Source organism: Nitrospirillum amazonense, from assembly GCF_029594735.1.
GTDB lineage: Bacteria > Pseudomonadota > Alphaproteobacteria > Azospirillales > Azospirillaceae > Nitrospirillum > Nitrospirillum amazonense.
The window spans coordinates 327638-341201 of sequence record NZ_JARPAF010000002.1 but is presented as its reverse complement, the minus strand read 5'-3'; the positions used below and the strand labels follow the sequence as shown (position 1 = coordinate 341201).

The following is a 13564-nucleotide window of genomic DNA, read 5'->3' as shown; positions in this document are numbered from 1 at the left end:
GACCGGCGGCCAAGCCGTCGTCATCATTCCCAGGGCTCTCGACAGGACGAAGATGAATCTCCAAGAGTTAAAGGCCAAGTCGCCCGCCGAGCTGCTGGCGTTCGCGGAAGAGCTGCAGATCGAGAACGCGGGCACCCTGCGCAAGCAGGACATGATGTTCGCCATCCTGAAGCAGCTGGCCGAAAACGACGTCCCGATCTTCGGCGAAGGCGTGCTGGAGGTTCTGCAGGACGGCTTCGGTTTCCTGCGCTCGCCCGAGAGCAACTATCTGCCGGGCCCCGACGACATCTACGTCAGTCCCAGCCAGGTGCGCCGCTTCGGCCTGCGCACCGGCGACACGGTGGAAGGCCAGATCCGCTCGCCCAAGGACGGTGAGCGCTACTTCGCCCTGCTGAAGGTCGGCTCGATCAACTTCGACCACCCCGACAAGGTGCGTCACCGCATCAACTTCGACAACCTGACCCCGCTCTATCCGGAAGAGCGGCTGAAACTGGAAATCGAGGATCCGGTCCGCAACAAGAAGGACATGACCACCCGGGTCATCGACCTGGTGGCCCCGCTGGGCAAGGGCCAGCGCGCCCTGATCGTGGCGCCGCCCCGCACCGGCAAGACGGTGATGTTGCAGAACATCGCCCACTCCATCGCCACCAACCACCCCGAGGTCTACCTCATCGTCCTGCTGATCGATGAGCGTCCGGAAGAAGTGACCGACATGGCCCGCTCCGTCCGGGGCGAGGTCATCAGCTCCACCTTTGACGAGCCGGCGACCCGCCACGTCCAGGTGACGGAAATGGTGCTGGAGAAGGCCAAGCGCTTGGTCGAGCATAAGCGCGACGTTGTCATCCTGCTGGACAGCATCACCCGCCTGGCCCGCGCCTACAACACCGTAGTGCCGTCTTCCGGCAAGGTGCTGACCGGCGGTGTGGACGCAAACGCCTTGCAGCGGCCCAAGCGCTTCTTCGGCGCCGCCCGCAACATCGAGGAAGGTGGCAGCCTGACCATCATCGCCACCGCGTTGATCGACACCGGCTCGCGCATGGACGAGGTCATCTTCGAAGAGTTCAAGGGCACCGGTAACTCGGAAATCGTCCTGGACCGCAAGCTGTCGGACAAGCGCGTCTTCCCGGCTATCGACATCCAGAAGTCGGGCACCCGCAAGGAAGAGCTGCTGGTGGAAAAGGGCACCATGGCCAAGATGTGGATCCTACGCCGTATCTTGAACCCGATGGGTGCCACCGATGCGGTGGAATTCCTGATCGACAAGCTCAAGCAGAGCAAGCAGAATTCCGAATTCTTCGAGAGCATGAACCAGTAAGAAGAATTCCAGTATTGATATCAAGGGTGCCATTGCTGTGCGATGGCACCATTTTTTATTATCAGTAAAAACACTGTTTTGGAAATGAACTGCGCATTAACCAAGATCCACGGTTTTCCGTGGTTTCATCGGCTTAATTGAGAACTGGTCACATTCCATTACGTTCGATAAGAAATTTCTGCTTGCGCAACCCTTGCCGACGCTGAAAAAAGGTTCAAATAGCAGGGGTTATTGGTCTATCCTTTTGGATAGAGCAACCGCGGGGGTCGTCTCACATGCGCTTATTGATTGCCGATGACCATGGTCTGGTGCGCGACGCGTTGTCTTCTCACATCGAAAGACAGGCGCCGGGCGCGGTCGTCGTAGGGGCCGCCAGCGTGGACGAGGCCGTCGCCGCCCTGCGGCAGGACAAGGCCATCGACCTGCTGATCCTGGACCTGCGCATGCCGGGGATGAACGGACTGGACGGCCTGCAGCGCGTGCGCACCGAATTCCCCCTGCTGAAGGTGGCGCTGATGTCGGGCCTGGCCCGGCCGGATGAGATCCGGGGCGCCTTTACCCGGGGTGCCGTCGGTTTCCTGCCCAAGACCCTGAGTGCCACGGAATTGCTGTCCGCCATCCAGACCATGCTGGCGGGAGAGCGCTTCATCCCGGCCGACGTCAACACCGCCGACACGGCCGACGGCGCCAGCTTCACCCGGCGTGAGCGCGAGGTGCTGGACTACCTTCTGCAAGGCCGCTCCAATAAGGAGATCGCGCGTTCGCTGGAACTGGAAGAAGTGACGGTGAAGCTGCACGTGCGGGGCATCTGCCGCAAGCTGGGCGCCAAGAACCGCACCCAGGCGGTGATGCGCGCGGTGGAGATGGGTATTGCCAGCTGACGGCAAGGGGGATGCCGATGGCCGGCTGGTTCCCGCCACCTTCCTGCATGACCTCAACAACCTGCTGACGGCCATCCACGGCTATTCCACCCTGCTGGCGGCGGACCTGCCCGCCGGCGGACAGGAACAGGACTTCGCCGCCCGTATCCTGGCCGCGGCGGAAGAGGCGCGGCAACTGGTGGCCAGGGTGCCGCGCAAGCGCCCCGTCTCCACGCTCCGGGTTCTGCTGGTTGGTGGCGCGCTGGCCCGTCTGGCCGGCGCCTTGGAAACCCTGGGGCTGGAGGTGACGCTGGCCGCCACGGCGCGCGAGGCGCACGGCGCGCTGAAGGCCAGCACCAGCGATTGGGATGTGGTGGCCGGCACGGCCGAAACCCTGTCCAGCCTGGGCGCTTACGGCCTGCCCCTGGTGGCCGTACCCGCCGGCGCCGACGCCGTGACGGTGGACGCGCTTATTCGCGCCGCGCGCGGCTGAAAGCCCAAAAGAAAACCGCCCGGGCCGTGGGGCGCCGGGCGGCTCTCCTGGTCAGTGACTGGCCTTGGGATCAGGCCTGGGCCATGTCTTCCGGCTTCTCCGACGCCAGCACCTGGCGGCGATAGAGATCCACGAAGTCCAGGGGCTGCAGCATCAGCGGCGGGAAGCCGCCATCGCGAACGGCATCCGACACGATGGAACGGGCGAAGGGGAACAGCAGGCGCGGCGCCTCGATCAGCAGCACGGCGCGGGTCTGGTCCAGCGGCATGGGCGGCATGGAGAAGATGCCGGCGTACGACAGCTCGACGATGAAGGCGGTGCGGCCTTCGTGGCTGGCCTCGGCACGGATGTTCAGCGCCACCTCGTGCACGTTCTCCGCCACGTTGCGGGCCTGCACATCGACCTGCAGGTCGACCTTGGGCTGCTGGGCGTTCATCAGGCTGGCGGGGGCGTTCGGGTTCTCGAACGACAGATCCCGGACGTACTGGGCATTGACCACCAGCGGCAGCATGCCGGCGCCTTCAGTGGCGGTGGCGCCATTGCCGCCGTCGGTGCTCCCATTGGGGGCGGCGCCGTTCAGGCTGGTCTCATCGGACATAGGTCTGGGACTCCCGGTAAAAGCAAATCAGCTATTCCGCCGACGCGGACTGACGCGCGCGGGACTAGCACGGAAGCGGCCGGCCGGCAACCGGGCATTATGGCCCCAGTGCCCCCGGGGCGCTTCCAGACGCCCCAGGCAAACCGCGTCCTGCTGGTGTAATCGGCCGCCGCCCCGGCCGTTCCCTGGACCGTGCGCCAAGCCGCCCGGCGCATTGTCGCGATGACAAGGTGGCCGTTGACGCTTGCCCAGAGGCGGGCCTAAAACCGATCCACGTGGTGATTTGCTGACCGGCTTGCAGGCCACGCTAAATAAGCTGCTAAAAGGTCGGGCCGTACATAAGGTACACCGACCACGCTGCCGCCCTTTGCCGGTCGCGGTTGCCTTATCGGAGTGACGGCCATGGGCCAGACGCCTGACAATCCCAGTTCCCCGGCCACCTTGCGCCCCCGTACCCAGTTGGTGCACGGCGGCACCCGCCGCAGCGGCTTCGAGGAAACCTCCGAAGCCCTGTTCCTCACCTCGGGTTTCATCTACGGCAGTGCCGAGGAGGCCGAGGCCGCCTTCGTCAACGACGGCTCGCGCTTCGTCTATTCCCGCTTCCGCAACCCCACCGTGGCCATGCTGGAGGAACGGCTGGCCGGCTATGAGGGGTTTGCCCGCTGTATCGCCACGGCCAGCGGCATGGCGGCCGTCAACCTGGCGGTCATGGGCCTGCTGAAGGCCGGTGACCGGGTGGTGGCGCCGCACGCGCTGTTCGGCTCCTGTCTCTACATCATCAAGGATCTGGCACCGCGCTACGGCATCCAGTGCACCCTCGTGGAGGGCACCGACCTGAAGCAGTGGGAAGAAGCCCTGTCCACCCCGGCCACCGTCGTCTTCCTGGAAAGCCCCAGCAACCCCACCATGCAGGTGGTGGACGTGGCGGCCGTGGCCGACCTGGCGCACAAGGCCGGTGCCCGCGTGGTGGTCGACAACGTCTTCGCCACCCCGGTGCTGCAGCGCCCCAAGGACATGGGCGCCGACGTGGTCGTCTATTCCGCCACCAAGCATATCGATGGCCAGGGCCGCTGCCTGGGCGGTGCCGTGCTGTGCGATGACGAGGTGGCGGCCCTGATCTCCCCCGTCCTGCGTCACACCGGCCCGTCCATGAGCCCCTTCAACGCCTGGGTGCTGCTGAAGGGCCTGGAGACGCTGGAACTGCGCGTCAACGCTCAGGCCGCCTCTGCCCTGGCGCTGGCCCAATTCCTGGAAAGCCACCCGGCGGTGGAGACGGTGCTGTACCCCGGCTTGCCCAGCCACCCGCAGCATGAACTGGCCATGCGCCAGATGAAGGCCGGCGGCACCCTGGTCACCTTCGACGTCAGGGGCGGGAAGGCGGCGGCGTTCCGCCTGCTGAACGCGCTGAAGATCATCAAGATCTCCAACAACCTGGGCGACGCCAAGAGCCTGATCACCCACAACGCCACCACCACCCACCAGCGCCTGACCGATGAGGAAAAGGCCAAGGTGGGCATCAGCCCCGGCACCCTGCGTTTCTCCGTGGGACTGGAGGACGCGGACGACCTGCGCGACGATCTGGCCGCCGGTCTGGCCGCCGCTGTCGGCTGAGGTACTGCCCAAGTGGGCGGCGGTGCGGGTTTTGCCCCGTGCCGCCCTTACACCGGGCGGCCGATACTCTACCCCGTAGCGGTCCTTAGACTTTGGATCGAGGGCCGGTTCCCACTTACTTTATGGACGCGGCGAAGCGTTTCCCATAATGTTGCAGCGCACTATCGCGGCGCAACATAAGGGAGCGCTCACCATGCCGGATCGGCATATCCCTTACCCCACCGCCCCGCGTCCGGCCAAAAGGGCGGGCAAGGGGCGCATCGGCATGGTCATTCCCGGCACGCCGGAGGCCATGCATTTGAAACGGGCCCAGGTGGAACTGGACCGGGTGGCGACCCGGGTGCATGAGACCGCCTTCGCCTCCGCCCACACCATCACCGCGCGGCTGGGCCTGCTGGCCCAGACCGGTGGCGACCCGGTGGCGCTGGGCACCAATCCCGAATTCGAACGCATGGGCCGCGAAAAGGTCGAGGCCTTCACGGACTCCGCCTTGGCCCTGGTGGGGGGCATGCGCGCCTTCCACGACGCATGGTGGCGCTGGCGCGACCATCAGGTCGACGCGCTGGGTGAATTCGCCCGCGCCGCCTGGTCATCCTGGCATCCCGGGGACTGGGTGACGGCGGAGCGCCGCCTGGTCACCTCCACCCTGCGCGCCGCCACCGGCGCCTTCACCCGTTTCAGCCATGCCACCAGTCGCCTGGGCGGTCTGGGCCTCGCGCCCATCCACCGCGCCGCCTCGGCCAACGCCCGCCGTTTGTCGCTGGTGCCGCGACTGCTGCCGCGCCGGGGCATGGAGGGGGCGGGATAAACCGGCGTAAAGCGTGCGCCCGAAGACAGGGAGGGGCGCGCGTCAGGACCAAGTCAGCCTGAAGCCTGAAAACGGAACAACAATATCCGGGAGGCCGCCATGGGACATATGGGCAGGGGTGGGGGCACATCGGGAACCGATGACGCCGCGGTGATCGACGAGAAAAAGGCTGGGCCCGGAAAGGAGTCCGGGGGCAAACGGCTAGCGAAGGCATCGGGCCGCGCATGGGGTGATGCGTGGGAAAAAGTTTGTGCCATACTCCCGGTCCGTCCCGGGAGCCGCGGTGCTGGTACCCCGACCCTGGATGGTGCCCGCCCGGCCGGCCCGAACCGCCGGGCTTTGTCAGAGATTCGCCGCGCCATGTCCCCTGTCGCCAAAACCGCCCCGACCCCGCTGGATGACGCCGCCTTGCCGGAGGCACTGCCCACGGCCGAGGTGCTGACCACTCGTATGGCCAACTTGGCGGATGGCAACCTGCGGCCGGACGCCCTGCGCGCCGGCATCCTGGCCCTGATGCGCCAGACGCTGGACCAGGGCCGTGCCCTCATCCGCCGCCGGCTGGAAAATGGCGGCCGGGGGGAGGTTTGCCTGCGCGAGGCCACGGCCCTGACCGACGCCATCGTCGTGTCGCTGGCCGACTTTGCCCTGCACCGCGTCTTCCCCACCGCCGGCCCGACGCGCGGTGAGCAGTTCGCCGTGGTGGCCACCGGCGGCTACGGCCGCAAGGAGATGGCGCCCTTCTCCGACGTCGACCTGTTGTTCCTGCTGCCCTACAAACGCACGCCGCGCATCGAGCAAGTGGTGGAATACGTCCTCTACCTGCTGTGGGACATGGGGCTGAAGGTCGGCCACGCGGTGCGTTCGGTGGATGAATGCGTGCGCCAGGCCCTGGCCGACATCACCATCCGCACCAGCCTGCTGGAGGCCCGCTTCCTCTACGGTGACGACAAGCTGTACGCGGAGTTTCGCAAGCGCTTCACCAAAGAGGTGGTGGCCAACACCGGTCCCGCCTTCATCGAGGCCAAGCTGGCCGAGCGCGACAGCCGCCACCTGAAGTTCTGCGACAGCCGCTATGTGCTGGAACCGAACGTGAAAGAGGGCAAGGGTGGCCTGCGCGACCTGCAGACCCTGTTCTGGATCGCCAAGTACGTCTATCAGGTCGACAAGGTGAAGGATCTGGTGGCCAACGGCGTGCTGCTGGCCGAGGAGGCGCAGCGCTTCGCCAAGGCGCAGAACTTCCTGTGGACCTGCCGCTGTCACCTGCACTACCTGACCGGCCGGGGCGAGGATCGCTTGACCTTCGACGTGCAGGGTGAGATGGCGCGGCGGCTGGGCTACACCGACCACGCTGGCACCAGCGACGTCGAACGCTTCATGAAGCACTATTTCCTGATGGCCAAGGACGTGGGGGATCTCACCCGCATCCTCTGCGCCACACTGGAACAGGAAAGCCAGCGGCCGCCCCGCTTCGCCTTCCTGCGGCGTCTGAAGCCCAGCGAGCTGGAAGGCTTCGTCATCGACAACGGTCGCCTCAGCATCCGCGACGAGCGACATTTCCGCGACAAGCCGGTGGACATGGTGCGCCTGTTCCGCGTGGCGCAGTGGCACAACCTGGACATCCATCCCAAGGCGTTGCGGGCGCTCGCGCGCTCCATCTCCACCCTGGGCCCCAAGGTGCGCAACGATCCGGAGGCCAACCGGCTGTTCCTGGAAATCCTGGGCTCGCGCAAGGACCCCGAGGTCACGCTGCGCCGCATGAACGAGGCCGGGGTGCTGGGCCGTTTCCTGCCGGATTTCGGCCGGGTCGTGGCGCAGATGCAATACGACATGTACCACATGTTCACCGTGGACGAGCACACGCTGTTTGCCATGGGCATCCTGCACGACATCGACAAAGGCAACCTGAAGGACGAGGTGCCGCTGGCCTGCGAGGTCATCCATACCCTCAGTTCCAAGCGTGCCCTGTCGGTGGCCCTGCTGCTGCACGACGTGGCCAAGGGCCGGGGCGGCGACCATTCCATACTGGGCGCCAAGGTGGCGGAAAAGCTGTGCCCGCGCCTGGGCATGACGGAGGAGGAGACGGAGACGGTGGCCTGGCTGGTGCGCCAGCACCTGACCATGTCCATCGTCGCCTTCAAGCGCGACCTGGATGACGAGAAGACCATCCGCGATTTCGTCGACATCGTGAAGTCGCCGGAACGCCTGAAGCTGCTGTTGGTCCTGACCGTGGCCGACATCCGCGCCGTGGGTCCCGGCCGCTGGAACAACTGGAAGGCCACGCTGCTGCGCCAGCTGTACTGGCGGGCGGAGGAAATGATGTCCGGCGGCGTCGTTGGCGCCGATGGCCGCGAGGCGCGCATCGCGAACGCGCAAGCGGCTCTGCGCGCGCAGCTGCCCGACTGGACCCCGGCCGACATCGACCATCACCTGGCCCTGGGCTATCCCAACTACTGGCTGGCCTTCGACCCGCCCACCCTGGCCCAGCACGCCCGCCTGATCCACGACGCGGAAACCAGGCAGGCGCCGCTGACCATCGAGACCCGTTACGACCCCGGCCGCTCGGTGACCGAGGTGACGATCTACACCGCCGACCATGCCGGCCTGTTCTCCCGCCTGGCGGGGGCCATGGCGCTGGCCGGCGGCGACATCGTCGACGCCCGCATCACCACCATGACCAACGGCATGGCGCTGGATGTCTTCTCCCTGCAGGGGGCCGGGCCCAGCGGCGCCCGCTTCGACAGCGGGGAAAAGCGCACACGGCTGAAGTCTTCGGTGGAAAAGGCGCTGGCCGGCGACATCAAGCTGGCGCCGGAATTGGCCAAACGCGCCTCGCCCCTGCCGTCGCGCACCCGCGTGTTCCGGGTGCCGCCACGCGTGCTGGTCGATAACAAGGCCAGCGCCGGCTACACCGTCATCGAGGTCAACGGCCGTGACCGGCCGGGCCTGCTGTATGACTTGACCCGGGCCCTGACAGCGCTGAACCTGCAGATCGCCTCGGCCAAGATCTCGACCTACGGCAACGCGGCCGTCGACGTCTTCTATGTGAAGGACATCTTCGGCCTGAAGGTGGCGCACGAGGCCAAGCTGACCCAGATCCGTAAGGAACTGCTGGCCGTGCTGGACGACCCCGATCCGGCGGCGGAACAGCCCAAGGCCAAGCCGGCTGCCCGGCGCCGCACCGCGGCGGCGGCTGAGTAAGGCCCTCCAGGCGGTGTCTCTTTTTCCAATAGGCCCCGACCGGGGCCGCCGGAGCTTTTCGGGGAGCGTCAGCGGACTGAAAGGCGAGGAAGCAAAGCCGGCGGGTGCCGCCGCCCGGTGCCTGAGGGAACATGAAAACTGGCGCCTGCGCCTGTTTTCGGATAATGCGCCAGCACCATGAGCTTCGCGCGCGCTACCGCCACCGTCGGCGGCCTCACCCTCATCTCCCGCGTCGGCGGGTTCATCCGTGACCTGCTGACCGCCTGGGTGCTCGGCGCGGGGGTGTCGGCCGACATCTTCATCGTGGCGCAGCGCCTGCCCAACTACTTCCGTTCCATGTTCGCGGAGGGGGCCTTCACGGTGTCCTTCGTGCCCATGTACTCGGCCGACCTCAAGGCGCGGGGGCGGGGGCCGGCGGACCGGTTCGCCGACCAGGCGCTGTCCTTCATGGTGCTGGTGCTGCTGCCCATCACAGCATTGGTGATGATGGCCATGCCCTGGGTGATGCTGGGCTTGGCCAGTGGCTACGCCGACCAGCCGCAGCACTTTTCTCGCTTGGTGGAGCTGGGGCGCATCACCTTCCCCTACCTGATGTTCATCTCCATCACCGCCCTGCAGACCGGCGTGCTGAACGCCCTGGGCCGGTTCGCGCCAGGGGCGGCGGCGCCTATCGCCTTCAACATCTGCATGATCGCGGCCCTGGGCTGCACCGTCTGGCTGCATCTGGAGGCCAACCTGGGCCAGGCCTGGGGCCTCACCATTTCCGGCATGGTGCAGATGATCTGGCTGGCGGTGTCCTGCCATCGGGCGGGGGTGGCGCTGCGCATCACCTGGCCGCGCCTGACGCCGGACCTGAAGCGCCTGTTTCGCCAGATGGTGCCGGGCGCCATCAGCGCCAGCGTCATCCAGATCAACCTGATCATCGGCACGCACGTCGCCTCGCTGCTGCCCTCGGGTTCGATCTCCTACCTTTATTATGCCGACCGCCTGAACCAGCTGCCGCTGGGCGTCATCGGCATCGCCATCGGCACCGCCCTGTTGCCCACCCTGTCCCGGCATGTCCAGGGCGGGGAGCGGGACGCCATCGACCACCATGTCAGCCGGGGCATCGAGTTCGGCCTGTTACTGGCCCTGCCGGCGGCCTTCGCCCTGGGTCTGGTGCCGGAGCCCATCTATAAGGCGCTGTTCCATGGCGGCCGCTTCGGTCTGGCGGAGGCGCACCAGACCGCTCTGGCGCTGGCCGTCTACGCCCCCGGAATCCCGGCCTATGTCGCGTCCAAGGTGCTGACGGCCATTTATTTCGCCCACCAGGACACGCGCACCCCCATGCGCATCGCCATCGCCACCCTGGTGGGCAACATGGTCCTGGCCACGGTGCTGGCGCTGTACACGCCACTGGCCCATGTCGGCATCGCGCTCGCCAGCACCATTACTGCCTGGGGCAACATCAGCCTGCTGGCCCTGTCGCTGGCCCGGCGTGGCTGGCTGCGGCTGGACCGCCAGCTGCTGACCCGGGCGCCGCGCATCCTGGCGGCCAGCCTGGTCATGGCGGGCTGCCTGATCCCCCTGGCGACGGTGCTGGATCCGTATTTCGTGGACAGCGTCTGGGTGCGCGTGCCGGCGCTGGCGGCGCTGGTGACGGCGGGCCTCGTGGTCTACGGCATCGCCGTGGTGGCCCTGCGCGGCGTCGTCATTTCCGACTTCCTGGCGCGCCTGCGGCGTAGACGGAAGTAAGGGGGCGGAAGTGAGGGAGCGGAAGTGAGGGGTCCGCCCGGCCCGGCTTGACCGCCAGGGGGCCGGGGCCCTACTTTCGCCATCCGGTTTTATCTTCCTGCCAAGGCCATATCCATGAACCGCATCTTCTCCGGCATGCAGCCGACCCGCCTGCTCCATCTCGGCAATTACCTGGGCGCGCTGCGGAACTGGGTGGCCTTGCAGGACCAGTATGAATGCATCTTCTGTGTCGTGGATTTGCACGCCCTGACGCTGCCGCAGGACGCGCCGACGCTGACGAAGAACATCCGCGCCGTGGCCGCCGCCTACATCGCCGCCGGCATCGATCCCGACCGTAATCTGATCTACAACCAATCGGCCGTGTCGGGCCATTCCGAATTGGCCTGGATCTTCTCCTGCCACACCCCCATGGGCTGGCTGAACCGCATGACCCAGTTCAAGGAGAAGGCGGGCAAGCAGAAGGACATGGCGGCCCTGGGCCTTTACGCCTATCCCGTGCTGATGGCCGCCGACATCCTGCTGTACAAGGCGACCCACGTGCCGGTGGGCGAGGACCAGAAGCAGCACCTGGAACTGGCCCGCGACATCGCCGGCGCTTTCAACCGCTTCTATGAGAAGGACGTGTTCCCCCTGCCGGAACCGCAAATCCTGGGTGAGGCGACCCGGGTGATGAGCCTGCGCGACGGCACCAAGAAGATGAGCAAGTCGGACGAGTCCGATTACAGCCGCATCAACCTGACGGACGACGCCGACGCCATCGCCCTGAAGATCCGCAAGGCCAAGACCGATCCGGAGCCGCTGCCGGCCACGCTGGAGGAATTGGCCAAGCGGGCCGAGGCCGACAACCTGGTCACCATCTACGCGGCGCTGGAGAACATCTCCAAGCAGGACGCCCTGTCCCGCCACGCCGGTGCCACCTTCTCCGCCTTCAAGGCCGATCTGTGCGACCTGGCGGTGGCCAAGCTGTCACCCATCACGACCAAGATGAACGAGCTGCTGGCCGACCCGGCCGAGCTGGATCGGATCCTGCGCAAGGGGGCCGACAAGGCCAACGAGATCGCGGCCCGGACCATGGCAGAAGTGAAGGACATCGTGGGATTGCTGCGGCCCTAAGCCGCGCAGAGGTTCCGGTGCTTTGAGATCAACGGCATGGGGCCCGTTCCCCCGTGCCGTTTTTCTTTGGGCGCGGCGGCAAGGCCCATGGCCCGCGTGCCGCCGCTCGGGTAGAGTTGGACCCGTGGCCGGCACGCCTTAAGGGTCCCATGCAAATCTATCTGCCGATCGCCGAGATGTCGGTCAACGTCTTCTGGGTCCTGGGCTTGGGGGCCATGGTCGGCTTCCTGTCGGGCCTGTTCGGCGTGGGCGGCGGCTTCCTCATGACGCCGCTCTTGATCTTCATCGGCGTGCCGCCGGCGGTGGCGGTGGGCACCCAGGCCAACCAGCTGGTGGGGGCCGGCGTCTCCGGCGTCATGTACCATTGGCGCAAGCGCAACGTGGATGTGAAGCTGGGCCTGGTGATGCAGGCCGGCGGCATCGTCGGCACCGTGCTGGGCGTCATGCTGTTCGGCATGCTGCAGCGGCTGGGCCATATCGACCTCGTCATCTCCCTGTCCTACGTCATCTTCCTGGGCGGCATCAGCGGGCTGATGCTGATGGAAAGCGTGCGCGCCCTGTTCCGTGGCCGGCGCAAGGGGGCGACGCGGGGCAAGCTGCACCACCATACCTGGCTGCACGGCCTGCCGTTCAAGATGCGCTTCCCCCGCTCGCGCCTGTACATCAGCGTGCTGCTGCCGGTGGGCATCGGCTTCATCGGGGGCGTGCTGGTGGCCATCATGGGCATCGGCGGCGGCTTCCTGCTGGTGCCTGCCATGATCTACATCCTGGGCATGCCCACCACCCTGGTGGCCGGTACCTCGCTATTGCAGATCATCCTGACCACGGGCGTGGCGGCCGTGCTGCAGGCCGCCACCAACCACACGGTCGACATCCTGCTGGCCATGATGCTGCTGATCGGCGGCGTGCTGGGGGCCCAGCTGGGCTCGCGCGCCAGCGGCTATCTCAAGGGTGAACAGGCCCGCGCCCTGCTGGCCCTGACCGTGCTGGGGGTGGCCGTCAAGCTGGCGGTGGACCTGGTGCTGACGCCGGACGACCTCTATTCCATCACCACCACGGCGGGCCCGAAATGAGGGCGCGGCGCTGGGGCGGGGCGATGGCCGTGCTGGCGTTGCTGGCAATTTGGACCCCGGTGCGGGCCCAGACCCTGGTGGCCGACCTGTCCAGCCACTTGATCGCCATCACCACCGGCTTCACCGGCACCGACGTTGTGCTGTTCGGCGCCATCGACCAGCCGGGCGATGTCGCCGTGGTGATCGAGGGGCCGGAAACCTCGCAGACCGTGCGGCGCAAGGACCGCATGGCCGGCATCTGGATCAATAATGAGACCCTGAAATTCTCCCATGTCCCCGGCTTCTACGGCGTCGCCAGCAACAAGCCGCTGGATGCGTTGCTGCCGCCGGCGGTTGCCCAGCGCCACGAAATCGGGCTTGATCATGTGCGCATGCTGCCGCGCGCCGATGTCGACGCGGCCACGGTGGCGGAATTCCGCGCCGCCCTGATCCGCAACAAGCAGCGCGAGGGGCTGTACGGCACCGAGGTGGGGGAGGTGGTCTTCCTGGGCCAGCGCCTGTTCCGCACCTCGATCAGCTTTCCGGCCAACGTGCCGATCGGGTTGTACACCGTCAGCGTCTACCTCATCCGCAACCAGGACGTGGTGGGGGCTCAGACCACGCCGCTGGCCGTCAGCAAGATCGGCTTCTCCGCCGACATCTTCGACTTCGCTCAGCACAACGGCCTGGCCTATGGCCTGCTGGGCGTGCTGTTGGCGGTGGGCGCCGGCTGGCTGGCCGGCAGCGTCTTCCGCAAGGGCTGAGGCCCATTCTTTCAACCG

General features: G+C 66.7%; 11 protein-coding genes and 1 riboswitch. Of the genes, 10 read left to right on the top strand and 1 reads right to left on the bottom strand.

From position 1 onward, the window contains the following. The first annotated feature begins 52 nt into the window (after window positions 1-52). The 3 genes from rho (at window position 53) to P5F91_RS07610 (ending at window position 2668) form a co-directional block, all read left to right on the top strand. Window positions 53-1315 (top strand): transcription termination factor Rho, encoded by a 1263-nt coding sequence (gene rho, locus P5F91_RS07620; RefSeq protein ID WP_004271485.1) that lies wholly within the window; start codon window positions 53-55, stop codon window positions 1313-1315. Window positions 1316-1590: 275 nt separating this feature from the next. Next, window positions 1591-2196, top strand: a complete 606-nt coding sequence (locus tag P5F91_RS07615; protein ID WP_145610820.1) for a response regulator transcription factor — start codon at window positions 1591-1593, stop codon at window positions 2194-2196. Beyond that, window positions 2186-2668 (top strand): hypothetical protein, encoded by a 483-nt coding sequence (locus tag P5F91_RS07610; RefSeq protein WP_277906931.1) that lies wholly within the window; start codon window positions 2186-2188, stop codon window positions 2666-2668. The genes P5F91_RS07615 and P5F91_RS07610 overlap by 11 nt, the downstream gene beginning before the upstream one ends. Before the next feature lie 70 nt (window positions 2669-2738). Here P5F91_RS07610 and secB read toward each other — a convergent pair whose 3' ends face one another. Beyond that, complete coding sequence (secB, locus tag P5F91_RS07605) at window positions 2739-3266, bottom strand: protein-export chaperone SecB (RefSeq protein ID WP_050897888.1); 528 nt, start codon at window positions 3264-3266, stop codon at window positions 2739-2741. 265 nt (window positions 3267-3531) lie between these two features. After that, window positions 3532-3609: riboswitch (SAM riboswitch) on the top strand. A 59-nt stretch (window positions 3610-3668) separates the two neighbouring features. Here secB and metZ point away from each other — a divergent pair. From metZ to P5F91_RS07570, 7 genes are all read left to right on the top strand, one after another. Continuing rightward, entirely contained in the window at window positions 3669-4877 is a 1209-nt protein-coding gene (gene metZ / locus P5F91_RS07600; protein WP_277906930.1) for an O-succinylhomoserine sulfhydrylase, read from the top strand. A gap of 193 nt (window positions 4878-5070) precedes the next feature. Beyond that, window positions 5071-5685 carry a hypothetical protein gene (locus tag P5F91_RS07595; RefSeq protein WP_050897889.1) on the top strand — a complete coding sequence of 205 codons (615 nt, stop codon included), beginning with the start codon at window positions 5071-5073 and terminating at the stop codon, window positions 5683-5685. Window positions 5686-6045: 360 nt separating this feature from the next. Then, window positions 6046-8883 carry a [protein-PII] uridylyltransferase gene (locus P5F91_RS07590; RefSeq protein ID WP_145610823.1) on the top strand — a complete coding sequence of 946 codons (2838 nt, stop codon included), beginning with the start codon at window positions 6046-6048 and terminating at the stop codon, window positions 8881-8883. Between the two features lie 177 nt (window positions 8884-9060). After that, window positions 9061-10617, top strand: coding sequence for a murein biosynthesis integral membrane protein MurJ (murJ, locus tag P5F91_RS07585; protein WP_145610824.1), 1557 nt, complete (start codon window positions 9061-9063; stop codon window positions 10615-10617). Between the two features lie 114 nt (window positions 10618-10731). Beyond that, window positions 10732-11730 carry a tryptophan--tRNA ligase gene (gene trpS / locus P5F91_RS07580; RefSeq protein WP_145610825.1) on the top strand — a complete coding sequence of 333 codons (999 nt, stop codon included), beginning with the start codon at window positions 10732-10734 and terminating at the stop codon, window positions 11728-11730. A gap of 149 nt (window positions 11731-11879) precedes the next feature. Continuing rightward, window positions 11880-12803: a sulfite exporter TauE/SafE family protein gene (locus P5F91_RS07575; protein WP_145610826.1), complete on the top strand. Its 924-nt coding sequence runs from the start codon at window positions 11880-11882 to the stop codon at window positions 12801-12803. After that, window positions 12800-13546, top strand: a complete 747-nt coding sequence (locus P5F91_RS07570; protein WP_246134391.1) for a TIGR02186 family protein — start codon at window positions 12800-12802, stop codon at window positions 13544-13546. Before P5F91_RS07575 ends, P5F91_RS07570 begins: the two co-directional genes overlap by 4 nt. The last annotated feature ends 18 nt before the right edge of the window (window positions 13547-13564 follow it).

Coding starts and splice junctions, on each gene's coding strand:
- murJ (WP_145610824.1), top strand. CDS start 9,061: ATGAGCTTCGCGCGCGCTACCGCCACCGTCGGCGGCCTCACCCTCATC.
- P5F91_RS07570 (WP_246134391.1), top strand. CDS start 12,800: ATGAGGGCGCGGCGCTGGGGCGGGGCGATGGCCGTGCTGGCGTTGCTG.
- rho (WP_004271485.1), top strand. CDS start 53: ATGAATCTCCAAGAGTTAAAGGCCAAGTCGCCCGCCGAGCTGCTGGCG.
- P5F91_RS07615 (WP_145610820.1), top strand. CDS start 1,591: ATGCGCTTATTGATTGCCGATGACCATGGTCTGGTGCGCGACGCGTTG.
- P5F91_RS07590 (WP_145610823.1), top strand. CDS start 6,046: ATGTCCCCTGTCGCCAAAACCGCCCCGACCCCGCTGGATGACGCCGCC.
- P5F91_RS07575 (WP_145610826.1), top strand. CDS start 11,880: ATGCAAATCTATCTGCCGATCGCCGAGATGTCGGTCAACGTCTTCTGG.
- trpS (WP_145610825.1), top strand. CDS start 10,732: ATGAACCGCATCTTCTCCGGCATGCAGCCGACCCGCCTGCTCCATCTC.
- P5F91_RS07595 (WP_050897889.1), top strand. CDS start 5,071: ATGCCGGATCGGCATATCCCTTACCCCACCGCCCCGCGTCCGGCCAAA.
- metZ (WP_277906930.1), top strand. CDS start 3,669: ATGGGCCAGACGCCTGACAATCCCAGTTCCCCGGCCACCTTGCGCCCC.
- secB (WP_050897888.1), bottom strand. CDS start 3,266: ATGTCCGATGAGACCAGCCTGAACGGCGCCGCCCCCAATGGGAGCACC.